We start from the raw sequence: 23,224 nt of genomic DNA on the forward strand, positions 1-23,224 counted from the left end.
TTAATGAAGAATGAAACTGAAAAGTAGATAGCCCCTGCAATTATTCATTATTACGTCATGAAACCTCTTCCCCCCCTATATCAAGCTTTCTTTCTTCGGATTTGTTCAAAGTAGCTACAATAATACCAATAACAGTTCCAATCAGTCCCGTAATAATCCATCCTGCCCCGACACTAAACAGTGGAATGAAAGAAAACGTTTGATTAATAAAATCCACAAAAACATTTGCTTCTTTTAAAGCATCTAATAGTGCAACAAATCCACTACCAATAATTGAACCTACATATACGGATTGATAACCTTTAAAAAGATTATTGGTAAAGGAAAGAATAATTAATGTAATCGCTATTGGATATAAAAGAAGCAAAATTGGTGAAGCCGTATCTAGTATTTTATCCAATCCAAAATTTGTAATTATTAAACTAACAATAGCCAATAATACTACCCATTTTTTATAAGAAATATTCGGATAGATTCGATTAAAATATTCTGCTACTGCTGATAAGCACGCTATATTTGTTGTTATTCCAGTTAAAAATACAACAGTACCTATTAAGAATATTCCGACATATCCAAATAAATGGATTGCACTGTTTGCTAACACTTCTCCACCATTGCTGGCATATCCAATGGCATCTATACTCGATGCTCCTATCCAAGCTAAAGATAACTGCAAAAGCGCCAAACCAATTACAGTTATAACTCCTGCTTTAATAAAAACAAGGGATGTTGCTTTTTTCCCTATAACTCCTAAATTCTTAATTGACTTAATAAAAATTCCCCCAAATATAAACGCGGCAAGAACATCCATTGTATAATAACCTTCAACAAATCCTTTTAAAAATGTATCTTGTATATACGGCTCTTTGGGTTCACCAAAACTTCCCATGGGGGTAACGAATGACTTAACTATTAATATGATTAAAAGAGTAGCAAATACAGGTGTTATCACTTTGCCTAATCTATCCACAAACTTGCTTGGGTTAAGAGAAAGTAAGACAGTCATTAGAATAAAAAGAAAAGAAAACAGAAATAAGAATAAATTATTTGACTGAACCATATCAGTGATTACAGGAAATACCGATATTTCATATACGACTGACGTAGTTCTTGGAATTACGTATATTGGCCCTAGAGTTAAAAATAAGGCTATTGAAAATATCATACCGAACTTTGGATGTACTCTTGCAGCAAGGTTCTCTACTGTACCTCCTGATATAGCTAATGCTATAATTGCTAATAAGACAAGGCCGACACCTGTGATTAAAAACCCTGACATCGCAATCCACGTGTTCGTTCCTGCAAGTTGACCTACCATTGGTGCAAATATTATGTTACCAGCCCCAAGAAACATCGCAAATAACATTAGCCCGACGGCAATAAGTTGTCCTGTCGACAAAGTACTTTTCATTTAAAGTCCCCCAATAGTTTAATAGAAACCTTCTTTATACTCTTCGTTCTCCCAAATGTAAATTTATTAACGTTTTTAAAAACAAAAAACTTAGCGTCAGCCATAATGCTTTCCTAGTGACACTATATCTACGGCAATACAGCATTTGTTAATTTTTGTAAGGTTATTGAGATAAGAAGACTTAACTCTCCAATCAATTTAATTAACACTTCAATAAATATTTATAAATTAAGTAGTGTTTAAATTTTTTCTTAAGAGAGCTTTAAATTTCCTAGATGTCGATCCATTCCCTCAGATTAAGATTAGTGTCATGAGTTTATAAACAATACTCAGGTTCTCATGCAAACTAGCCAAGAAAGTACGTGAAGGTCTATAGACCACATTTTAGAATGAGGAAAGTCAAATTGTTATTCTACATTTTAGGATCATTGAGTAAAATAGTCTTCCATTAATCAGAAGTCCACATATTTGTTATATCAACAAGAACATTTAATAGAGCTAAAAATAAAAGGTAGTTTAATTTTTCAAACTAAGTGCTTATACCCATCCGCGAAAACGAGCAGCTTCTGCCATTCTTCTTATTCCAACCATATATGCAGCTAAACGCATATCTATTTGATGTTGTTGCGCTGTGGAAAAAACATTTTCAAAAGAATCGACTATTTTGTGGCGTAACTTTTGAGAGACTTCTTCTTCTGTCCAATAGTAACCTTGGTTATTTTGCACCCATTCAAAATAAGAAACAGTAACACCACCTGAACTAGCAAGAACATCTGGTACAAGTAACACGTTACGTGCAGCTAATATGGTTGTGGCTTCTAAAGTTGTGGGTCCATTCGCAGCTTCCACAACAATTTCAGCTTGAATATGTCCTGCATTTTCACTTGTAATTTGATTGGAAATTGCAGCTGGAACAAGGATATCACATTCTTGTTCGAGTAGTTCCTGATTTGTAATAGTGTTTATAAATAAGCTTGTTACTGTCCCAAAGCTATCACGTCGATTAAGTAAATAATCAATATCTAACCCTTCCGGATCATAAAGCGCACCATATGCATCAGAAATGCCAACCACTTTTGCGCCTGCATCTTGCATAAACTTGGCAATATAACTTCCTGCATTCCCAAATCCTTGGATAATAACGCGTGCCTCTTTTATTTGAATTCCTTTTCGCTTTGCTGCCTCTTCGATACAAATTGTGACTCCTCTTGCTGTTGCTGTTTCACGTCCTTGTGAACCTCCTAGGACAAGCGGTTTGCCAGTAATAAATCCCGGCGAATCAAATTCTTGGATACGGCTGTACTCGTCCATCATCCATGCCATAACTTGTGGATTTGTAAATACATCTGGTGCAGGTATATCTTTTGTTGGGCCAACCACTTGACTAATCGCACGAACATATCCTCGACTTAAACGTTCTAATTCACTGAAGGACATGTTGCGAGGATCGCATACAATTCCGCCTTTCCCTCCACCGTAAGGAAGATTGAAAATACCGCATTTTAAACTCATCCACATTGACAATGCTGTTACTTCCTCTTCATTTACTTCCGGGTGAAAACGCACTCCACCTTTTGTAGGTCCAACTGCATCGTTATGTTGAGAACGATAGCCGGTGAAAATCTTCATTGAACCGTCATCCATTCGAACCGGAATTCGTACTTTGATGATTCTAAGAGGTTCTTTTAATAATTCATACATATCTTCTTTATATCCTAATCTTTGAACTGCTTCTTTTACGATGAACTGAGTTGAACTTAATAAATCTAACCTCTCATTTTGCTTGTTGCCATGCTGAACAGAATTACTATCAACCGTAATTGTCCCTTTCATTGTTTACACCTCTTATGTTATATGTTGTTTACACTTGAAATATTTTTATAACTATAAAACTAAACTTTTAAGATGATTTATTTTTACGGAATACATGTTGGACGTATAGTTGATCAAGTGCGACAAATGTTGATAGTGTAATGGATAGAATATTCACTATTTTTTAAACCCTCGACAATAATCTTCATAAATCCTTCCATTGATGATAGCCTTGTGATACACGATTGAAAAATTCATTTTTTCCAAATGAGAAAAGAATTCCCTATGGCCCATTAATCACTTAGAAAACAATCCTTTAAGAGCAAAAGAGACATTTTGAGGTCTTTCTGCCAGCCGACGCATAAAATAACCGAACCAGTCACTACCGAAAGGAATATAAACACGCATTTTATATCCTTCTTGAACTAAACTTTGCTGCATTTTTGTTCTAAAACCATACAGCATTTGAAATTCAAATTGATCACGTGGTATGTTATTTTCTTTCACAAATTCTTTTACTTTGGAAATGATAGTGTGATCATGAGAAGCAATCGCCGTATAGCTGCCGCTCAATAAATGCAATTTAATAATGTTCATATAATTTTCATCTACATCTTTTTTCACTTGATATGCTACTGCCGGAGACTCTTTATAAGCCCCCTTAACTAAACGAAGGGAAATTCCTTTTAAACTTCTTACGTCCTGTTCGGCTCTATGTAAATAAGATTGAATCACTGTACCCACATTATCATAGGTTTCACGCAGTTCCCTTAGGATATCTAGCGTCATTTGGCAATGGGTGTAATCTTCCATATCAATTCTTACAAAGTTATTTGTTTTTTTCGCTGTCTCAAGAATTCGACACATGTTTTCGATGCAAAAATCCCGATCAATATCCAAACCAAGCTGGGTCATTTTAACAGACAAATTACTATTAACTCCATATTCAGCAATGGATTCAAGAGTTTTTACGTTATACTCTGTTGCTTCAAGAGCCTTTCTTTTGCTTAAAACGAATTCCCCTAAATGATCAAGTGTACAGCTCAATCCTTTTTCATTTAATTCATGCACTTTCTTAATGGCACTTTCAATCGTATCCCCGGCAATAACTTGAGAGGCTCCAAATTTAAGACCCCATTTCTTCGCAGCTTTGTTTAGCGCTTTGTTTTGGGCAGCATAGAGAAAAACGTTTTTCGAAACTACATCTAACATAATTTATTCCCCCAGATTATATTATTCTTGTTAGAAGATTTAGTATTGGGCAGCTTTTGAAAAGCCGCCCTATCCTTATTTAAATTGTTGTGCTAGTTGTTTTTGCCTGCATGTGCATAATCAGGTAATCAGGACCCCCTGCTTTTGAATCTGTTCCTGACATGTTAAATCCTCCAAACGGATGGTATCCAACAATAGCACCTGTACATCCTCGGTTGAAGTAAAGATTACCCACATGAAACTCTTCTTTTGCACGCTCAATATGTTCAGGGGTGTTAGAAAGCAGCGCACCGGTTAAGCCATATTCGGTATTATTAGCGATTTCCATCATGTGGTCAAAGTCACGTGCCTTGCAGAAGGCGACAACGGGACCAAATATTTCTTCCTGCATAAGGCGTGCTTTTTCGTTCACATCAGCAATGATCGTCGGTTGAATGAAATACCCTTCGGAATCATCCCCCTCTCCACCAGTCATCAATTTGCCTTCTTCCATACCAATTTCGATATACTTCATTATCTTGTTGTATGAGGCTTGTCCGATTACTGGACCCATATAGGTGTTCACGTCTTCAGGACTACCGACCGTTAATGTCTTCGTTAAAGCCACCGCTTTTTCAAGCACTTCGTTATAAACATCTTGATGTATCACCGCACGAGAACCGGCTGAACATTTTTGTCCGGAAAATCCAAATGCAGAGTAAACAATTGATGATGCCGCTACATCTAAATCTGCATCCTTATCTACGACTACTGTATCTTTTCCGCCCATTTCAGCGATCACACGTTTTAACCAAATTTGGCCAGGTTGCACTTTCGCTGCACGTTCATAAATCCGGCAGCCAACTTCACGAGAACCTGTGAAGGAGATAAATCGTGTTTTCGGATGATCGACAAGGTAATCCCCTATCTCCTCTCCGTCACCCGGTATATAGTTAAATACACCTTGAGGAAGACCCGCTTCTTCCATAACTTCAACGAACTTTGCCGCAACTACCGGTGTATTGTCAGAAGGTTTAAGAAGAACCGTGTTTCCTGTTACAATAGCTGCAGCAACCGTCCCTGCCATAATTGCTAATGGGAAGTTAAATGGTGAAATAATGATACCTACGCCAAGTGGTATGTAATTAAACTTGTTAATTTCCCCCTCACGACTTTCTACCGGTGATCCGTCTTTTAATTTCATCATTTGGCGTGCATAGTATTCAAGGAAGTCAACTGCTTCTGCTGTGTCTGCATCAGCTTCTTTCCACGGCTTCCCAGCTTCTTTAACGAGGTAACCTGAAAATTCATGTTTACGACGACGGATGATATCTGCCGCACAGAATAAAATGTTTGCACGTACTTCTGGATCTTCTTTTTTCCATGTATTGAATGTAGATAGTGCTGTTTGCATCGCTTTCTCAGCTAATTCTTTATTGGCCTTGGAAACTCGGCCAATTACTTCTTTCTTATTCGCTGGATTAACTGATATAATTTGTTCCTTGGTTGTAATAAATTCCTCTCCAATGACAAGTGGATAATCTTTTCCTAGCTCAGATTGCACGACTTCTAATGCTTTTTTAAATTCACTTCTATTTTCTTCAAGTGTAAAATCTGTGAATGGTTCGTGTTTATATGAGTTGATATCCGTATTAGTTGTTGTAATCATGTGATCCACTCCTTTTATATTCAACATAATCTTTGCCGTTATCTCCTAGAGACACTCGCTTTGGCGACAGCATTTTAGAACTCTTGTCTAGAAGTTTTTTCTTCTACTAATTAATTTAATTAATACTTTATTAATAAGTATTTACAACCATAAATTTTAAATATCACTTAAATTATTGTGTAAAAAAATGATCTTAACTCAAATATAGTATTAATAATTTGATAACTTCACCTCCTTAAGTTAATATGTTAAAATTAAATTCATAAAATTTAAGTGATAATAAAATTTTTAAGTGATGCTTAAATTCTAAAATGAAACTAATCAAGTCATCAATTGCTTTGTCAGATCATATCACACATGATTTTATTTGAAATTCTAAGCTCTTATCTAAAATGGTATTTAAGAAGCCCTGTTTAATATGAAATTCATTTAACCTAGATCTTCTCTAACATGAAAACCAGCGTTTTTTATTTTTGACACTAATCTATATTTGGGGGTATAAAATGAATTCAAATTTAGGGGATTTAATAAGAAGACTCCGTAAAGAGAAAAAAATGACATTGAAGGAAGTCTCCGAAAAAACGGATTTATCTATAAGCTTCTTATCCCAAGTAGAACGTTCTCTCTGTTCCATTACGTTACTCTCCCTGCGAAAAATATCTGAAGCTCTTGGTGTTAGTCCAAGTTATTTCTTTCCTGACACAATACAAACTGATAAAAATATGATCAGACGAGCAACTGATAAACAAGTAAAACATAAGTCATCCTTTACTTATTCAGATCTATCTGGTGATGTATCAAATCCCTTGTTTGTGCCAATTCTAGTTACCTTATTACCCGGAGATAAAAAAGGCACACCTTTTTCTCATGATGGCCAAGAATTTATTTATGTTGTCGATGGCACCATGACTATCATTTTTGATGATATTGAATACGACCTTTACCCCGGGGATAGCATTCATATAGATTCAACCAGACCTCACAACTGGTTTAACAACACGGACAAACCTGCTAACTTTATATATGTTAGTGCAGCTGCCTCTCGTGATTGATTTTTAGACCGCCTTTTTGATGCTAATTTGACGCGGGTAACTATTGTTGAGTTTGAAGACTGGGAAAATGGACATCCAAAGAAAAGCCAACAACTAAGTTCACTTCGGGTAGATCATTGACTCCTAGTGAGTTTTTTAATTAATATAAGTATTCTGTGCAATTGTCATATGACACTTGGTTACAAGGAAAAACTATTTTAGTAACATTGACAAACGAGTGAGATGCTTATACAAGCATCGATGTTAAGGGGAATTTAAGAAATTAAACTATTTTCATAAAAGTTTTGTCTTAGAAATTTTTTTGTTTGAACCATTCAATTTCTGAGGCGTTTTTCATTTTAATCGGCGAGATGACTGTAGAGGAGGGATCAAATGAAAGCAATTATTAAAGATGTACTTTGCATTATAATAGGAGCCTTTTTTGTTGCTGCATCGATTCATTTCTTTGTGATACCAAATAAATTAGGAGACGGAAGTACGATTGGTATCGCTTTGGTTTTATATTATTTATTTCATATTCCTGCGAGTATCAGCACATTTGTCATTAATCTTATTTTTATTGCCCTGGCCTGCAAATTTTTAAGTAAACGGAAGATTCTTTATACGATACTGGGCACGGTAATGACCTCTGTTTTCCTTAGTGTCGTAAGTTTTATTCCGTTTGCCGTTCACGACATGATTTTAGGAATTGTGTTTGGTGCTGTGTTAATGGGAGCAGGATTAGCTCTTATTTTCATTGCTGATGGATCAGCTGGCGGAACGACCCTTTTGGCTTATTTATTAAATTATACAAAAGGCTACAACATCTCAAAAAGCATGTTCTATATGGACAGCGTCATTATTTTCGCTGCCGTATTTGCCATTGGTATCAATAACATGTTGTATACGTTTATCTTTGTGTTTTTGTGTGCCAAAATAGTTGATTTAGTCATTGAGGGTTTCCACAATAAGAAAGCACTCACCATAATGTCTGATAAATATGAAGAAATTGCCCAAGTCATTACTCGGAAATACGGAAATGCCGCTACCATTTTTTACGGCTACGGATACTATGTTAATAAAGACAAACGAATTATCTACGTTGTAATTAAAAAGAACGAGCTGTTGAAAATCAAAAAGCATATACAACAAATCGATCCCAAATCTTTTATTGTCATCCACGAGGTAAAAGAAGCGGTAGGAGGGAAATTCGGTTTTTCGGGTTTGCCTTCTGTTAGTAATGAGAGGTAGAAGAAATTGTTTAAAGGGGCTGTCCAGAAAGTCATCTTGATTGACTTTCTGGAGCCCTTCTTTATTTTTATATAATAAAACAAAAAATCGTCTCTTTCTGTAAAATGAAGTTAATAAAAAAGACAGCCTGAACCCGGACCGCAAATTACACAATATAGAAGACTATTGGATTAGATAAATACTACACATGCAATTTTCATCTTAAAACATTACATTCCAAGTATCCGGTCCGACAATACCATCAGCAGCTAAACTATGCCGTTTTTGATAAGCTTTAACTGCACGTTCGGTTGCAGGACCGTAAATACCGTCTGCTACAACACCTACAGCTCGCTGGATCCGTTCCATATCTTTGCCGCAGAAACCACGTTTAATAAGGTGCCCAGGGTAAGGAACGACTGAGGATCGGGAAGTTTTCTTTTTCACAGACTTTTTGTAGTTTTCGAGCTTGCTATCAGTAACAGGTCCATAAATGCCGTCAGCAGTGATACCTACGGCTTTCTGGAATACTTTAACGGTATCAACCACTTCATTTCCATAGTCACCATCAGCTCCGTATTTAGGCAATTTGAAACCTGCCGCAATTAGTTTTTTCTGCAATTCTTTGACTGCTGCACCTTTAGAGCTTTTTCTTAGCACTTTTTCAGGATTAGAAGTTGCGGCATCTTTAACTCCGGTTTTAGGAGCTTCGACTTTCACGCTGCCGCCAGTCCACGCATTATATACCTTTTTGACATCAGAAATGAATCTTTCCCATGATATCCCGTGGGGCTGTAACCAACTCTGTGGATCATAACGCCTTTTCGGATCCAATACTTTATGAGAAACTATGTCCTTTTTAGGATTTAAACCGAATTTTCGGCATAGATATGCAAAATACCATATATAGCGATCATACGCCTTGGCAAAGCTTCCAGTACGGCATAACTCTACACCGATAGCCCTTGTGTTGGCATCAGCTCCAAACATAATATTATCCATTGGTTTCTGGAACTGGACATGAAATGCTTGCTCATTTAGTGGTATGATCTCAAGTATTTTTGTATCATCGATGAACGCATGGGCAGATGAAGCAATCACATGACGGTTAAAATAGGTAAAATGATCGTCAGCATCTGCTGAGTTATTTCCAGTTTCATGAGCAACGATAAACAAAACTTTGCCTGTTAACGGTAAACCAGAACGTGATTTTCCTTTTGCAATGATTCTGTGTTCGATTGAATATTTCGTTGAAATAGCCATAATGACACTCTCCTTTTTATTTAGTCTCCGTCAAAGAATGTTTTTGATTTTGTTTTTAAACTAACGGGCGAGTTATTCTCTATGTGTTAAAATATGGTTAGATAATTTAGGAAAAGGAAGGTGTATCTATTGAAGAAGCTTGTCTTACTCCTATTACTATTGATTAATGTTTTTTACATAGTTAATTACCTAATCAATTTTGAATTTATTTCATTAAGTTATTTTTGGTTAGTTTCATTTATCATCAGTTTGGTTCTATCCACTCTTTATTTATTTCGTTCGAGGAAGCAATCCGGTTATAATCCTTATTTATCAGTTGCAGTTTTAGTTGCTAGTATTAGTTCAATAGGAGCCTATGGTTTTAAATACTTTATTGCAAACCTTATGGGATAACAGGATTCTACGAACGGGCACCTTAATCAAATAAAGATTCAAAAAAGGACCCGTTTGAGGTCCTTTTTTGGTGGATCAACATTATGTTTAACATAGCCTTTAAATATAAAAGTCACCCTGTGGCAGTTTATTTCCCGATTTTATCTTTTTCTTCTTCATTGTCATCTTTCAATTGACTGAATCGATCCGAAAGGAATTTAGGGACTTTGATGTCCAATCGACCAAGGTTTTCAATCAAAGAAATGCCTTCTGTTCCTATTAAAAACATCAAAATAGCATATCTAACGAACTTTCCTTCATTGCCTAAAATAATGTCTAACTGCGTGGCCACGATGACCAAGGAAAACATTGCTCCTTTTTTCATCAATCCTTTGAAAGCTGATTTTGAAGAAACCTTTTTGTCGTAGAATGCTGCAGTCACACCTGTTACATAGTCCAATGTCAAAATGATCACAAAAGCAATTAGCAAATTATCAATGCCCCCAAGCAAATAGGCGATGGAAGAAACTCCACCGCCCGTAATAGCAACCCATAATGTATCTGTGTTATGTTTCATTTTCTCTCACCTTTCGTTTGTTTAGTTGTGCCCCTTTTTTGATCCGCCTCCTTAAAGGCAAAATAAAAAAGCACTTATTCAGCGCTTTTTGCTTCATCCTTATTCAATTCTTCGATTTCCTTTTTCAGTGTTTCGATTTCCTGCTTTAATTGCTTGTTTTCAACCTCTTTATTGGTTGCTATCGCTCTATAGGTTGCACGATCTCCGCTGAGATTCATGATTTGAAGCTTTAAATCATCAATCATCAAATCAACTGTACTTTTTTGCGACATTTTTATCCTCCTTATGGTTTCATCATGATTACATCTACAAACACATACTCACTTGAGCTGAAATTTCTTTTTCCGGCAACTACAATATCAAATGATGTATCGCTGACATTTTCTGTGTAAACTAAATTTATGTCGTTGACCGATACGCTGCCAGTTTGCCAACGGATGACCGGAATAACTCTTGGCGTGTATCCTAAATTATGATTAATTTTTCTTCTCATACGGTTAATTGCTGGATTCAAGCCATATATGGTGTATTGCGCAGGTCTGGCTGTATTTGCTGTATGAACAGGAGATCCATTAGATTCAATACTACCGTTTACATCAAGGTATCCGTTAACCCATAAAGGAGATTGAATATGAACATATCCTAGTTCTGTTCCGTCACCGTTTCTACCTTCAATGGATAAAACTCCTTCGGATGAAGTTAATGCTATGTTCCCATTGATATAGTAACTCTCCCCACCTTGTGTAGCCCATCCAGAAGGGAATAAAATAGAACTACCTGACAACGGATGATATTCTTCGGGTTCTAATATCAAATCAGATGAAGTTATTTTTCCATTGAACGTTCCTGTAGCACCTTCTAAGTTACCTTTAAAAGTAACATTACCATTAACATCAACAATAAAATTATTATTAACATTTAGACCATTAAGAGACTTAATGTGTTTTGCTTCCACATAGCCATTGAGAGCAATTTTCTCCGCTTGAATTTGGACTTGTTCAGCCGTTTGATTGATTGACGAAATAACGTTGTTTTTCTCGACTCTTTGTTGGATTTGATCTGCATGAATCGTAATGCTTGATTCAGCGCTACTCATCCGACTGGTTAAATCATCCATGTCTACATCATAATCAGATTGCTTTACTCGTAGACTCACTTCATTATCCAATTCTGTGATATTGGATTCTGCTATGGATAAACGATTGTCTATTCCATTTACAGAATTAACGCTTGGCGTGAATTGTTCCCATGCTGATCCTGTCCAACGGAAGAATGTGAAATCGGTTGTTCGTATCCACAATTGACCAACAACAAACCCGCCGCCGGAAGGTTCTTGATCTTGCCTAAATATCGATAACTCCCTTTGGGAAATGGCTTCTTCTACCTGTTCAACCTGTCCATTCGTATAGTCAATTGCATTATTTTCTGCATCGATCGCTCGTTGGTCATCTGTATATTTTGCTGCCTTCACCCAATCTGCAGCAGCGTAAGACTCACCTTCTTGTTTAGCCGTCTGACAACTCAAAATGTCCCCATTGGTGCCTTGTGTCCATATGTCACCTGGCTCATAAGGTGGTGATGGCTGATTGACAAATACTCGCCTTTTGGAGTCGGCCGTATCTTGTGCTTTCGACGCATCCGAAAGAGCCTTCGTTACATCCGTATCTGTAATTCGTATCCATTGATAAACGCTGTTATTTAATGCGAAACGATAGGTATATCCTGACGACGTATTGTAGAAAAGGTCGCCTAAATGGTTATTCTTTTCCTCATCCGTTGACCACAGATTGGCAGGTTCATTTGACATGGATGGGTCATAATCATAAAACCATGTCGTGATACTGCCATCGATTTGGTTTTGAATGGCTGACATGTCCTGATTATAGATGACGGTTTGCACATAATTTTCTAACTGAGAGTTGGTATATTGATTCGCTTCATCTCTTGCATTGTTAGCCTTATCTTGTGCGCCTCCTGGCGTTTCCGCGTTAATATCCTTGGCTTCGAGTGGAGAAAAAGGGATCCAGCCGCTGCCGTCCCAGCTGTGTGGAACATCAATAGGGCCACCTGTTTTAATCCAGATGATCGTTGGTTTTCCGGCCGGAGGATTTGGGCTTTTAACAACCCTCGTTGCATAGAGAGATTGAAGGTCCTTCCACAGCCGCATGACATCCTCTTTTTCGTACTCGATGACTTCGCCAAGGGCATACGTTTTTTTCGATTTATCAAAAATAGATCGGTCGATTTGGATGACTCTCGAATCCAGGTACATTTCAGGCTCAAAAGATTCATCTTTAATTTTTACCGTATCTCCGATTCTTGTTAATTCATGTTCGTAGCCCAAAATATGTTCAAGTGAAGCCCCTTCCACCTCATAATTCACAGCTGCCGCAATCCGTTTGTTTAACTCCGTTTCTCCCAGTTGGGTTAGCCGTTCAAGCGTCATATCTTGATCGTTTGACTCGGGCTCATATATCTCAATGAGATGCTGCCCTTTTCGATTCCAATTCTGGAAAGCTTCGTTGTTTGTAACCGTGACGGTTAGCCGCGTTCCATCTTCTTTTTCGGGACCGATACAGTAGAGAGCTGTAACCACCCGGCTGGGATCAATGGTACGTTTAATCTCGATTAAATCTTTGCCAAATGTTATTTCTTTCCCGCGATTCATTCCTTGTTTTTTCAAAAAATCAACATAACGGCCAGTCACTTTATCACCGTCCGTTGTCACTCGGAAGACCAATTCGACATCAAATAACGATGCAATAACTCTTAATGCCTCGTATGCACTCAAATGCTTTTCAATCATCCATTTCCGGATGCCGGAATATTCGACGATTCCTACTTGCCATTCAAGTCCTTCGAGTACAAAATCTGCTGCACTTTCTAACGTTTGTCCGTCCCGTTCTGCAGGAGCAATGACTTTCGATTTTTGCAAATCTGTGTAGGAAGCAATCGAATAGATTTCTGTTTGCTTGCTTACACGACTTTCATAAATCTTATCAACGATAAATTCCCTGTAGTCACCTTCTTCTGCTGGTATCAGAATCCGAGAACGTCCCTGAACCTTGTCTATTCCGTCAGCATCACTAGGAGCGATGAAATCGAATGTTTCTTCATTGAGAGAACGTGAATGATTATCTTCCAAGACTAGATCGACCCATCCGACAAGGTCATCCGTTTGATGATGTAATACATGTATCATTTAAAACGATCCCTCCACCTGACTTTCACATGATCAATTGCCTCAGTCGGATTGAAAATCAATGTATTCATCCCTTTTGCCAATTCAAAAAAGCGAGCGCCAAAGTCTTTTCTCATAAACAACTCCCCATTTTTATAGATTCGTGAGGCTTTGTGGTCAAATGTAAAAGTGTCTCCGGCTCCCCCGATGTATTCGACACCATTTTCTTGTTGATTGACGGTAGATACTTCTGCCCCCCGAAATCGAGCGATACCGGGAGTATTTGTATTATTGGCTCCGATGTGTAATCCAACAGCAGCTAAATCTTCTTGAAATTCATTATTTAAATCATTAAATGAGAAAGCGTATTTTTCACTTGTATAGATCTTTCCATCTTCCCCTATTCTTTGCTGTGCTACATGTGCGACAAAGCTTTGTCCCACTTTTTCTATGTCGATATATCCTAAGAAACTTCGGAACTTCCATTTTTGATTGACGAAATAGGTTGATTTGCCACCGCTTCTAATATTGACCTCGACTTCGACTTCTGAGGAAGCATGCCTCACTAGTGCCACAAGCTTTCCAATCGGTTGCCCGGATGTATTGAGCAGATAAGCTTCGCATCTTGTGAGTTGCCCATGATTTGAACTCACATTGAAATAAACACGAAAATAATAATCGGATAGCACCGACCCGATGGATTGCATGACAGCCGGACCATGCCATGCAATCCCCGTTCCATAATCAGTTGCGACGAAATCACCATTTTGGACGGTCATTGTTCCTGTCTTTATGCCGCCATCTGGAACATATGAGGCAGATGCCCACCCGGTCATGGTTGGAGTAGATTCCCACACTTTTTGATATTTATCATACGGTGTATCTTCTGTTGATTCGGACGTACCTACACGCATGTAATCATTCTCACCAGCGATATCCAAATAGGTTACTTTGTCTTTAAGAGTAACTTCAAATGTTGGTGGTGTCGCTGCAGCTCCGGAATTTTTAAGTACGATTCCACTTTGTAATGTCTCCTGATTATAGTAGCCAACCGCTTCTGTTGCTCTGTACTTGTAGGGATCAGGGCAAACAAAATTCAGTTCTGCTTGATAAGTACCTTTATTTTCATATCCTTCAGATACATTTTGAAAAATTGCATAATAGATCCGATCTGGCTCGTCTGAAAAAATAAGAGGAGCTGGCTCCTCTGTGTGTAAAATTACGTTCAGTTCTTCTAGTTTTTTTCGTAGTTCAAATTCATCTGCAAAACTAAAAAAACAATCAATATTGATCGGACGTACAGGAGTGTTTGTTTTCCTTAGATATCCCCCAGCTCGTCCAGGAACAGAAAGCATATCAATTTCACGGCCAAATATACCTCTTCCACTGTCTGTTTTCACATAAAAATATTGTGTGATCTCAATATCGTTAAACCATACTTTAAACGTATTAGGTAACATTTCTTGTGTGATCATCTAAATGTTACCCTCCTTTGTTCGTCAACATTTTGAAATTCTGTTACGTGATTCTTAACGCCTCGGCCTACTTCTCTTCCATCCATTTCAACAATGATCGGTTGGTCAGGAAGTTCAAATTTTTCTACCTCTGCATTGATATCATTACTGATTTTTCCTAAATCACCGCTGTTTAGTTGTGAATTAATTGATGTATCATAGGCAAATTGAGTGCGTTGAGGTTCGATCATAACGGCCTGTGCCATTTTATTCGCGGTTTTAGTAACAGGATTCATCATGTAGTTGAGACCCTTTATTGCTCCTTTTCCGACCATTTTCATAGCCCAAATTGTGAATTTTGAAGGAGAATGGATGTCTAGAGCTCCTGTTATAGCGTTTTTAATTCCTCCAGCGATACCCTGTGCTTTTTGCCAAACAGAATTGGCCATGCTTCCTATACCTTTAATTAAGCCGTTGATAATGTCCTTACCAATCTGCACAAGGTCGATACCAGTAAGGAAATCCACGGCTGTGTTCCAAATTTTTCGGATGGTACTAAGCGTTTTTTCCATCGCTCCCTGTACCGCACTTTTTGCTTTGTTAAATTTATCTTTTATCCAGCTGTAGACCTTTCCAGCGGACTGTGATGTCCATTTTGTGACCATCCGCCAACAAGACTGTATGGCAAGCCAGATACCCGTCCAGATTTGCACTGTCCATTTTTTCACTGTTTCCCAGTTGGCAATGATTAAAATAACGAGTGCAACCACTGTTGCAATGACCCATCCAATCGGTCCCATTGCGATAAACCACGCCGCTGCAACTCTTGCAGCGTGTAACAAGGCTTGTACACCTACCCAAGCCCATCTCGCAACAAATACAGCTGCTGTTTTGATCATGTTTGCGGTCATTTTGCCCATGGATACTATGACACTCCAAGTAGCCGCTGCCGCCTTAACCGCAAAATTCTTGATCGAGGTACCCATTAACGTAAATGCTGTTCTTGTGGTCATTCCTGCAGGTAAAAAAGCGCCAATAATCATTGAACTGATCTTTACAACAGTTCCTCCTAATCCAGTAAATAAGGAGGTTGCCGCAATAATCGAAGGTGCCAGTGCAGTTAAGACACCGCCTAATGTAATAAGCACGGCAATAATATTCCCGATAAGTGGGTGCGCCTCCATCATACTGTTCATCCAGCTTAAAAACGGCGTAAGGACACCAAGAATAGCTTGGCCAACAGGAGCTAAACCAATTGATAGATTCAAAATGAGTCTTGTGATCTCGCCAATTAGGGCGATAACAGTTGGGGCATTATCTTTTACATAGCCAATAAACTCCTGAAATTGTTGATTCGAGGATAGGGTTTCACCCCATTCTCGGAATCTAGCAGTTAGGTTTTGAATACCGGTCATCATGTCAGCTGATAAAGGAGCAAATGCCGTGAACATGCCAATAAAACCCATGCTGAGGTCACCTACAATTGATAAAAGCTTAGGACCGTTCGTTGTTACATAGTTAATAAAGTCCTGAAACCCTTTTGATTTCCCAATCCCGGATGTCCATTCAGCAAACCTCTCCGTCATGCCGAGCAAACCGTTTTGCATGTTGGTTGATAATGGACCAAACGCGACCATAAGGTTCATAAACCCACGCATAACGTTCATTCCGGCTTTTCCTAGCGACTCCATGGCAGGACCTACTGATTTTCCCATCCAGTCAAAGAAATTACGTATATCGTCTGTGTTGAGTGTCTGATTCAATGAATCTACCAAGTTATCGACTGCGCTTGTGGCAGCTGTGAATGTAGGTTTAAGATAATTTAGGATAGTTGATAGAGCGTCAAGGGATTTGGCGAAAATATCGACGGTTTTTGCTTCAAGTGGCTTTGTGATCCCCTGCCAGACACTTTTAAGATTCTGCATAGACTTATAAGCTCTTACTTGCTCTTTATTCATGTTCGCCATAATGGCCGCTTGTTCTTGTAAGAGTTTCGCACGCTTTTTCGCGTCATTCTCTAAAGAAAGCTTTTCTTGAATTTTTTGAATGTCCTCTGAGGCCTTGAATACATCTTGTAAATTTGTAACAGCTACGGCTCCAAAGGCTGCTGCGCCGACACCTGCTAACCCGAAAGATGTTCCTAACCCTGCTGCACCGCCGGCGACAACACCGAGCATCGGTCCAAGTGAACCAATAGCGCCTGCTAATGATGCCACGGCAGGAACGGCTGCCGAACTTATGGATATTGCTATGCCTTGGAAGGTATTTCGTCCGATCGTGTCAAAGGTTCGTATCATATTGGCTAGTCGATCCATACGCCGAGTAAACTTCTCTGTCCTGGCTTCTACGTTTACAACAACATTCGTCGCAGTTCGCCTCATTGTCCGATGAACTTCAGCCATTCTACGCCTAAATTCACTGATTCTAGCACCTACAAACGCCTGAAGTCTTTCGTTCATTTGATCAACCTCCTTTCTAAGAGGATGAGAGTTTCTTGCTATATTCTTTTAAGGCAGCTTTAGCCTTTCTGTATTTCTCAAGTGATACAACCGGCTCCCTTGCTTCTTTCCAGTTTTTCATGTCTTTTTCAATTCGGTTATGAGCACGATCCACATCAAACATTTTTCTTTCTGAGGCCTGTTTCGCATTTTGTGCATAGCGATTGAACATGGCAGCTTTTGCAAGCATTTCAATCTCATCAGCTTGTCGATGCCTGGAGCCACGCAAAAAAGCCCAGAACTCATTAGGTGTCCAGGACAGGATTAATTCTGTATCATAAACCTGTAAATACCGTGCTGCATCTGCAAAAATATCGTTGTAATTTATTCGAGTAGCTCTTTTCTTCTTTCTGTGTACATTTCCTTGGCTGCTTTCGCTTGCTTGATCTCTTTCTCGTCGTTTTCGTCCGCCATTTTCTCGATCATATCGATGTTCTTCCAGTACTCTTTCAACTGGAGTTTGAAAAAACCCGAACTATCCAACGCCTTGAAAGCTTCTTTGAATAGCCGTTCATCCGCTCCATCCTCATGTTCCATGATCTCTTCTAAAGCTTCTGTTATGAGATCAACGCTTGGTTGCTCTTTTTTGCTGTAATGAGCCGTTGCACAATCCCAGAAGGCTAGCAGGCCGCTAGGTTTATAGCTCATAAGCTTTTGATAGATGCTTTCTAAGCCTGTTAATTCATTTTCACCGCCATACTTTTTATCAGCGATCATTTCAAATTTAAATGTTGCTTTCGCCTCATATTGATTATCTCCAATTGTTAAAAATGCCATTATGGTTTCCTCCTGATATTTTGAATTAGAAAAAAGACTAGCAAGCGCTAGCCTTTTAAGGTGTGGTTGGTTTTCCTGTCTCGCCCGGTGTTTCAAAGTCGTATTGAGCCATTTCGAGTACTTCTGAAGGAAGAGGATCAATTTCCCCTTTTTGTGATACATTTTGAATTTGTAAGGTAGTAGACATCTCTACAAAACCATCTGTCGGTTCGCTCATTTCAATACTTTCAATTACCGCATAACTGAATCTAGCCTCATGTTTTCCGTTTGCATTAAGCTTTGTATTAACACGCCATACCTTGATATCTTGATCATTGTCATAAGAATCATCGATGGCATTTTGTCCAGCATCTCCATTTTCGAAGAATAATGTTAAATCAATGTTTTCACTCTTACTACCGGGTGCAACGGCTCGTCCTGACTTCGTTTGCTCATCGATCAATTCTTTTTCTCGGTTCCATGTGCCTTCTGTCTGAAAAGCTGGCAATAAAGCATCAGAACCAACCGTTGCATTGATGGGCTGAACAAGATAAATAATATCTTTCCCTCTTTGTGGCATTGTCTTCACTCCTTAATTATTGATATAAAAGCGCAATTCCAAAATCCCGTGTTTCGTCTTCCCATCAATGTCGATAATCACGTTCATTTGCTCACGCCTGAAATCTTGCAATTTAAAACCGCCCCCAATTTGAAGAGGCGGTCCGCTAAGTGATTCAAGTATTAAATTAAGTATTTCGAAAGCTTCCTTTTTCCCCTGATAAGCACTCCAACAATGGATTGACAGGACGATATTTTCTCCGAATGATGACTTTGTATCAAAGACTCTCATCGTTGGTTCGCCTATTGATAAATAGGGAAATGGAGTATTTTCCGGGACAGCGTCATAAATACGGTTGCCAACCTTAGACGACAAGGCAGCATCATTCGAAAGTCGCTGAAATAAAGCTTTCTGAAGCTCAAATAAGGCTGTTCTCATATCTCTTACCCCAACCTTCTCATTTCTCGTTCAAAGTGATCTCTTCCTTGTTCAAGAGCTGGTCTCCAGAAAGGTTGAGCAGGCATGCCTCGAGTAAAAGTCCACTGTTGTGTTTTCTCGTTAAAATACACCCATGGATCAGTACGTCCGCCTCCTGGACCAGTAGCATATACGCCTGTACCAAACTCTACCCACAAACTATAATCTGCCCCAGATATTATCTCTGCTGTCAGTCCGCTATTATAGTACTTTACTTCAATTGAACTTCTAAGGTTTCCGCCATCTATTTCAGCAACTGGTGCCAAAGCCTTGGCTTGTGAGACAATAATCTCAGAAGTCTCCGCGACAATCCGTTTCACCTCACGTATGACGTACCTCTCAAACCGACTAATAGCCCGTTCAAAGCCCCTGTCACCATAACCGGTGATCCCGATTCTAACCATTCGCATCACCAAAGGTGCATTCGATCATCATTACCTCGTGTTCACCGCCTTGATCCATGGGACGCGTCTTGATGGCTAGTGTCTCACCTTCGTCTTCGTAAATAACGCGCATTTCCGGCTTAATATCTGTTCGATACGGATAATAAACCTCATACTCGATAGGATTTCTTGTCTGAGACGACTGACCGAATTCTCGGCTTGAGATAGGCGTAACAAGTGCCTCACTAGTGTCATAGGTGTCCCAACCAGTTTCCCAACCTCCTGCGCCGTCTAAGACATTTGTTTGATGTACGAATGTGATAGTATGTGGAAATTGTTCATAAGCCTCAATCATACGAATCTCAGCCTTTTATATGGCCTCAGAAGCTTTATCACGCTCTCAGGTAACTCGGTATTGTATGAATAAGACACGTTACCCGTTGTCCGGCTTCTGATCGTGCTTGAGCCCATATTAAACTCACATGCTTTAGCAATAAACAAAATAATTCCTGCAGGCATATTGTACTCTAGTGAAAATTCTTGATTACATTTATCACTAACGAATTCTGTTAGCAATGGAATCATAGTTTTTAAATATTCATCATGCTTATCCGTTTTCGGTTGTAGAATCTCCTTAACCTTTGCTAGCATCTCCTGTTCCGTCAATTGGATCACCTACTGTAGCTTTAAAATAAAGTTTGATTTAAAAAATAAAAAAAATTCATTTTGATTTGAAAAACAATTGATCAAAATGAATTCTTTCTTGGTCATTTATTATTGTGCTTCTTTAAAAAGTACTCCGTTTGTCAAAACTAAAGATATGATAGTTGTAAGCCTACTCCAACTTCTTGTATGGCTGCAACTGTTGAAAGAGCTAATTTAGAGTTTAAATCTGTACAATGGCAAGCATGAAGTTTAGTAGGTTTAAGTTCATTTATATATTGGACTGTTTTTTCTAATTGCTTTTTTGTTGGGTTTAAAAGGTGAAATCCTCCAATAATATCAACTACTCTTTCTTCCTGACATACTTCTTTAGCATAATCAATAATGTTACATATCCCAGAATGTGCACACCCTACGATAATAACTAGCCCTTCTGAAGATTTATAAACTATTGCTGTATCATCCTTAATGTAGTCATTAATTTCCCCTTGATCTGTAACAACTTTTCCTATAAAATCATTTCCTTCAAAATCAAATATTCTTTTAATTTCACCTAGAAATACTAATCGATCAGTCAGCCATAATGGATCCTTAGTTAAACGAATTGGAAAGTGTTTACTTAACTTTTCATGGGATATGATACTTCCTATCTCTCCTACAGGATCAACTAGTTTTGTATTAAAAATCAACGGATGCCCAATAACTGTAGGAGTGTTGTACATCATTTTCTCATTTTTAGCTTCCATGTGGAGTCTAATTAAATGAGTTAATCCCCATGTATGATCTACATGTCCGTGTGATAATGCGACATAATCGAGGTCTCTTAAATCAATGTTCATTTTTTCTGCATTCTTTATAAAAACTTCAGAATATCCGGTATCAAAAAGAATACGCTTGTCATCTTCTTCAATAAAAAAAGATAATGCTGGTTCCCCTAAAAAATATCGATCAATAAAAGTATTATTATCTACTAAAACGGATAATTTCATATAACACCCACCTTATTTTATTTATTATAACAAAGTAAAGCGAGATGAGTTTTATATAGTTAACCGTTATTCAAGATGATTTTATTCATTCGACGACACCAGCATCTCTAAATGCATCTTCCTTACTTTTCTCTAGTGACAGGGAATCCCCTTTCTTAAAGCGTTCCCCATTCAAATTGACATTCTTTAATAAAGTAACTTTCACCTTTCTTGTTCTAGATTCTTTATTTTCTTCTGCCATAATCATAACCTCCTAGATTAATTGACTTGAGCAATAAAGATGTTATCGATAGATTCAAAGGATGGTAGGACAATCTCAGAGACGATCGTATTCACGTTTACTGGATGTGGTTCTTTGACAGATGTAATGGCTACACCAGTATTAACAATGCGGACATTAGCATCTGTGTTGCCTGCCATAAGATCAGATTCCTCTGGAGTTGTACCAAAGTACGTGTTTCCTAAAGCACCATCAGGAATTAATGTAAAGAAATCATCTGGGAAGAAACCTTTCGTCGTTTTATCCTCTGTGATAAATTTCTTGTTATAAATAGCGAATGTCACATCAACTTTCGAACTGAAATATTGCTTTAACATGGCATCTGTCATGATGATGTTTTGTCCACCTGTTGGATTCATGTCTAAGCGAATACTTTTATTTTGCATGAGATAGCCCCACGTTTTTCGAGTAAGAATAGCTCGTGTTGGACGTGTTCCTGTGTCTTCTTCTACTTTATCCTGCCAAGCGATAATATCTTCAACAGGACGAGAATTTTCGGTATCAGACCATCTGGCACCGTCTAGCAACTGTTCTTTGTGTTCATCGGACATTTTGTAGTCATATGTGTAATTTACACGATTAGCAACAATATCAATTTTACCCGATGATAAAAGTTGCATAATCATACGTTCAGGTTGAACAGCTGCTCCGTTCACAAGGCCTGAGACATCATCATATATACGATTTACAATCGTTTTCGCCATGTCATTCATGTTTGATGCAGCGAGTGTATTCAATTGTTGACGATCACGTTCACCGATTCGCATAGATTCACGGAAAAACGGCATTTCTGTTTGGACATCTGTAAATCCAATCCGATCACGAAGAGTCGCTTTGGAATCAAATTCAGATGGCATCAAAGCAACTGGTAAACCGTTTGCCCCTTTTATCCAGCTTAAATCTAAGCCAAGTTGTTTCTTTGCCGGGAATAGTGTTGCTCCAAGGTATGGGATGCGGTTTGATGCCTTCTCACTGTAGTAAGAGGCAATATAATCAGCGCTAACAAGATCGAAAATGTTCATATTCTATCAATCCTTTCTTATTTCAAAAATGTAATTTGTTTTAGTGCTGCTTTTTCTTCGGCTGTTGGTTCGGCTGGAATTTTAGTAGAATCGATAAAGCCGTGAATCAATGCTGCTCCAGGTGCAGGACCATGAGTCACATCGACATCATTAAAAAGAACACCTTCTGCATTAGAAACAGCTGGTGTTCCGCTGGTTGTTGCTTTAACAGCTTGTGTTGATGGATTAGCTGAAAAACCTCCACCAATGATTGTTCCGGCAGGGACAATTTTCTTTCCGTCTGCATTAGCTTCAATCCCTGCATCACTCATGGTCACCGCCACGTTAACGTAATGATCAGGAAATTTAAGAATCTCAGTTTTGTTGGTAAACGTTCTTTCAACGAATTTCATCTATTAATTCCTCC

At 38.4% G+C, this 23,224-nt stretch carries 23 protein-coding genes and 1 pseudogene; 2 read left to right on the forward strand and 22 right to left on the reverse strand.

The features are described 5' to 3' along the window. Positions 1-55: 55 nt before the first annotated feature. The 4 genes from brnQ to pruA form a co-directional block, all read right to left on the reverse strand. Positions 56-1,411: a branched-chain amino acid transport system II carrier protein gene (brnQ, locus tag JOC74_RS06280; protein WP_053603479.1), complete on the reverse strand. Its 1,356-nt coding sequence runs from the start codon at positions 1,409-1,411 to the stop codon at positions 56-58. Positions 1,412-1,948: 537 nt separating this feature from the next. After that, a complete protein-coding gene (locus JOC74_RS06285; protein WP_053603480.1) occupies positions 1,949-3,244 on the reverse strand; it encodes a Glu/Leu/Phe/Val family dehydrogenase in 1,296 nt (431 codons plus the stop codon). A gap of 276 nt (positions 3,245-3,520) precedes the next feature. Next, positions 3,521-4,435: a proline dehydrogenase family protein gene (locus tag JOC74_RS06290; protein ID WP_053603481.1), complete on the reverse strand. Its 915-nt coding sequence runs from the start codon at positions 4,433-4,435 to the stop codon at positions 3,521-3,523. 79 nt (positions 4,436-4,514) lie between these two features. After that, the gene (gene pruA, locus JOC74_RS06295; protein ID WP_053603482.1) at positions 4,515-6,083 is read right to left on the reverse strand and encodes an L-glutamate gamma-semialdehyde dehydrogenase; all 1,569 of its coding nucleotides are present in this window, start codon (positions 6,081-6,083) and stop codon (positions 4,515-4,517) included. Between the two features lie 503 nt (positions 6,084-6,586). Between pruA and JOC74_RS06300 the strand changes: the two genes are divergently transcribed. Next, the gene (locus JOC74_RS06300; RefSeq protein WP_053603483.1) at positions 6,587-7,135 is read left to right on the forward strand and encodes a helix-turn-helix domain-containing protein; all 549 of its coding nucleotides are present in this window, start codon (positions 6,587-6,589) and stop codon (positions 7,133-7,135) included. A 372-nt stretch (positions 7,136-7,507) separates the two neighbouring features. Further along, positions 7,508-8,365, forward strand: a complete 858-nt coding sequence (locus JOC74_RS06305) for a YitT family protein (protein WP_053603484.1) — start codon at positions 7,508-7,510, stop codon at positions 8,363-8,365. 201 nt (positions 8,366-8,566) lie between these two features. Here JOC74_RS06305 and JOC74_RS24075 read toward each other — a convergent pair whose 3' ends face one another. The 18 genes and pseudogenes from JOC74_RS24075 to JOC74_RS06390 all read right to left on the reverse strand — a co-directional run bounded on the left by JOC74_RS24075 (position 8,567) and on the right by JOC74_RS06390 (position 23,210). Beyond that, positions 8,567-9,064, reverse strand: a complete 498-nt coding sequence (locus JOC74_RS24075; RefSeq protein ID WP_225970385.1) for a peptidoglycan-binding domain-containing protein — start codon at positions 9,062-9,064, stop codon at positions 8,567-8,569. 21 nt (positions 9,065-9,085) lie between these two features. After that, positions 9,086-9,607, reverse strand: a pseudogene (locus tag JOC74_RS23385) (peptidoglycan recognition protein family protein); the annotation flags it as partial. Between the two features lie 520 nt (positions 9,608-10,127). Further along, positions 10,128-10,556: a phage holin family protein gene (locus tag JOC74_RS06315; protein WP_053603486.1), complete on the reverse strand. Its 429-nt coding sequence runs from the start codon at positions 10,554-10,556 to the stop codon at positions 10,128-10,130. Positions 10,557-10,630: 74 nt separating this feature from the next. Further along, positions 10,631-10,828, reverse strand: a complete 198-nt coding sequence (locus tag JOC74_RS06320; protein ID WP_053603487.1) for a hypothetical protein — start codon at positions 10,826-10,828, stop codon at positions 10,631-10,633. Positions 10,829-10,839: 11 nt separating this feature from the next. Then, positions 10,840-13,758, reverse strand: a complete 2,919-nt coding sequence (locus tag JOC74_RS06325) for a phage tail spike protein (RefSeq protein ID WP_053603488.1) — start codon at positions 13,756-13,758, stop codon at positions 10,840-10,842. Beyond that, positions 13,755-15,212, reverse strand: coding sequence for a distal tail protein Dit (locus tag JOC74_RS06330; protein ID WP_053603489.1), 1,458 nt, complete (start codon positions 15,210-15,212; stop codon positions 13,755-13,757). Before JOC74_RS06330 ends, JOC74_RS06325 begins: the two co-directional genes overlap by 4 nt. Next, positions 15,209-17,650 (reverse strand): phage tail protein, encoded by a 2,442-nt coding sequence (locus JOC74_RS06335; RefSeq protein ID WP_053603490.1) that lies wholly within the window; start codon positions 17,648-17,650, stop codon positions 15,209-15,211. Before JOC74_RS06335 ends, JOC74_RS06330 begins: the two co-directional genes overlap by 4 nt. A gap of 16 nt (positions 17,651-17,666) precedes the next feature. Then, the gene (locus JOC74_RS06340; protein ID WP_053603491.1) at positions 17,667-17,918 is read right to left on the reverse strand and encodes a hypothetical protein; all 252 of its coding nucleotides are present in this window, start codon (positions 17,916-17,918) and stop codon (positions 17,667-17,669) included. A gap of 95 nt (positions 17,919-18,013) precedes the next feature. Beyond that, the gene (locus JOC74_RS06345; protein WP_053603492.1) at positions 18,014-18,466 is read right to left on the reverse strand and encodes a tail assembly chaperone; all 453 of its coding nucleotides are present in this window, start codon (positions 18,464-18,466) and stop codon (positions 18,014-18,016) included. 55 nt (positions 18,467-18,521) lie between these two features. Further along, a complete protein-coding gene (locus JOC74_RS06350) occupies positions 18,522-19,025 on the reverse strand; it encodes a phage major tail protein, TP901-1 family (protein WP_211086090.1) in 504 nt (167 codons plus the stop codon). A 12-nt stretch (positions 19,026-19,037) separates the two neighbouring features. Further along, complete coding sequence (locus JOC74_RS06355) at positions 19,038-19,442, reverse strand: DUF3168 domain-containing protein (protein ID WP_053603494.1); 405 nt, start codon at positions 19,440-19,442, stop codon at positions 19,038-19,040. 5 nt (positions 19,443-19,447) lie between these two features. Further along, positions 19,448-19,885, reverse strand: coding sequence for an HK97-gp10 family putative phage morphogenesis protein (locus JOC74_RS06360; protein ID WP_053603495.1), 438 nt, complete (start codon positions 19,883-19,885; stop codon positions 19,448-19,450). Beyond that, positions 19,878-20,219 (reverse strand): phage head closure protein, encoded by a 342-nt coding sequence (locus tag JOC74_RS06365; protein WP_053603496.1) that lies wholly within the window; start codon positions 20,217-20,219, stop codon positions 19,878-19,880. Before JOC74_RS06365 ends, JOC74_RS06360 begins: the two co-directional genes overlap by 8 nt. After that, positions 20,216-20,530, reverse strand: coding sequence for a phage head-tail connector protein (locus JOC74_RS06370; protein ID WP_225970346.1), 315 nt, complete (start codon positions 20,528-20,530; stop codon positions 20,216-20,218). Before JOC74_RS06370 ends, JOC74_RS06365 begins: the two co-directional genes overlap by 4 nt. Before the next feature lie 146 nt (positions 20,531-20,676). Next, complete coding sequence (locus tag JOC74_RS06375; protein ID WP_053603497.1) at positions 20,677-21,516, reverse strand: MBL fold metallo-hydrolase; 840 nt, start codon at positions 21,514-21,516, stop codon at positions 20,677-20,679. 85 nt (positions 21,517-21,601) lie between these two features. Further along, positions 21,602-21,757 carry a DUF7210 family protein gene (locus JOC74_RS06380; RefSeq protein ID WP_158320298.1) on the reverse strand — a complete coding sequence of 52 codons (156 nt, stop codon included), beginning with the start codon at positions 21,755-21,757 and terminating at the stop codon, positions 21,602-21,604. Between the two features lie 17 nt (positions 21,758-21,774). Then, positions 21,775-22,818 carry a major capsid protein gene (locus tag JOC74_RS06385; protein ID WP_053603498.1) on the reverse strand — a complete coding sequence of 348 codons (1,044 nt, stop codon included), beginning with the start codon at positions 22,816-22,818 and terminating at the stop codon, positions 21,775-21,777. Between the two features lie 17 nt (positions 22,819-22,835). After that, entirely contained in the window at positions 22,836-23,210 is a 375-nt protein-coding gene (locus tag JOC74_RS06390; RefSeq protein WP_053603499.1) for a hypothetical protein, read from the reverse strand. Positions 23,211-23,224 lie beyond the last annotated feature (14 nt).

This window comes from Bacillus capparidis (assembly GCF_017832095.1).
GTDB lineage: Bacteria > Bacillota > Bacilli > Bacillales > Bacillaceae > Bacillus > Bacillus gobiensis.

What these genes read in the sequence shown, in the direction of transcription:
- brnQ (WP_053603479.1), bottom strand. Translation starts at nt 1,411, where the DNA reads ATGAAAAGTACTTTGTCGACAGGACAACTTATTGCCGTCGGGCTAATG.
- JOC74_RS06285 (WP_053603480.1), bottom strand. Translation starts at nt 3,244, where the DNA reads ATGAAAGGGACAATTACGGTTGATAGTAATTCTGTTCAGCATGGCAAC.
- JOC74_RS06290 (WP_053603481.1), bottom strand. Translation starts at nt 4,435, where the DNA reads ATGTTAGATGTAGTTTCGAAAAACGTTTTTCTCTATGCTGCCCAAAAC.
- pruA (WP_053603482.1), bottom strand. Translation starts at nt 6,083, where the DNA reads ATGATTACAACAACTAATACGGATATCAACTCATATAAACACGAACCA.
- JOC74_RS06300 (WP_053603483.1), top strand. Translation starts at nt 6,587, where the DNA reads ATGAATTCAAATTTAGGGGATTTAATAAGAAGACTCCGTAAAGAGAAA.
- JOC74_RS06305 (WP_053603484.1), top strand. Translation starts at nt 7,508, where the DNA reads ATGAAAGCAATTATTAAAGATGTACTTTGCATTATAATAGGAGCCTTT.
- JOC74_RS06315 (WP_053603486.1), bottom strand. Translation starts at nt 10,556, where the DNA reads ATGAAACATAACACAGATACATTATGGGTTGCTATTACGGGCGGTGGA.
- JOC74_RS06320 (WP_053603487.1), bottom strand. Translation starts at nt 10,828, where the DNA reads ATGTCGCAAAAAAGTACAGTTGATTTGATGATTGATGATTTAAAGCTT.
- JOC74_RS06325 (WP_053603488.1), bottom strand. Translation starts at nt 13,758, where the DNA reads ATGATACATGTATTACATCATCAAACGGATGACCTTGTCGGATGGGTC.
- JOC74_RS06330 (WP_053603489.1), bottom strand. Translation starts at nt 15,212, where the DNA reads ATGATCACACAAGAAATGTTACCTAATACGTTTAAAGTATGGTTTAAC.
- JOC74_RS06335 (WP_053603490.1), bottom strand. Translation starts at nt 17,650, where the DNA reads ATGAACGAAAGACTTCAGGCGTTTGTAGGTGCTAGAATCAGTGAATTT.
- JOC74_RS06345 (WP_053603492.1), bottom strand. Translation starts at nt 18,466, where the DNA reads ATGGCATTTTTAACAATTGGAGATAATCAATATGAGGCGAAAGCAACA.
- JOC74_RS06350 (WP_211086090.1), bottom strand. Translation starts at nt 19,025, where the DNA reads ATGCCACAAAGAGGGAAAGATATTATTTATCTTGTTCAGCCCATCAAT.
- JOC74_RS06355 (WP_053603494.1), bottom strand. Translation starts at nt 19,442, where the DNA reads ATGAGAACAGCCTTATTTGAGCTTCAGAAAGCTTTATTTCAGCGACTT.
- JOC74_RS06360 (WP_053603495.1), bottom strand. Translation starts at nt 19,885, where the DNA reads ATGGTTAGAATCGGGATCACCGGTTATGGTGACAGGGGCTTTGAACGG.
- JOC74_RS06365 (WP_053603496.1), bottom strand. Translation starts at nt 20,219, where the DNA reads ATGATTGAGGCTTATGAACAATTTCCACATACTATCACATTCGTACAT.
- JOC74_RS06375 (WP_053603497.1), bottom strand. Translation starts at nt 21,516, where the DNA reads ATGAAATTATCCGTTTTAGTAGATAATAATACTTTTATTGATCGATAT.
- JOC74_RS06380 (WP_158320298.1), bottom strand. Translation starts at nt 21,757, where the DNA reads ATGGCAGAAGAAAATAAAGAATCTAGAACAAGAAAGGTGAAAGTTACT.
- JOC74_RS06385 (WP_053603498.1), bottom strand. Translation starts at nt 22,818, where the DNA reads ATGAACATTTTCGATCTTGTTAGCGCTGATTATATTGCCTCTTACTAC.
- JOC74_RS06390 (WP_053603499.1), bottom strand. Translation starts at nt 23,210, where the DNA reads ATGAAATTCGTTGAAAGAACGTTTACCAACAAAACTGAGATTCTTAAA.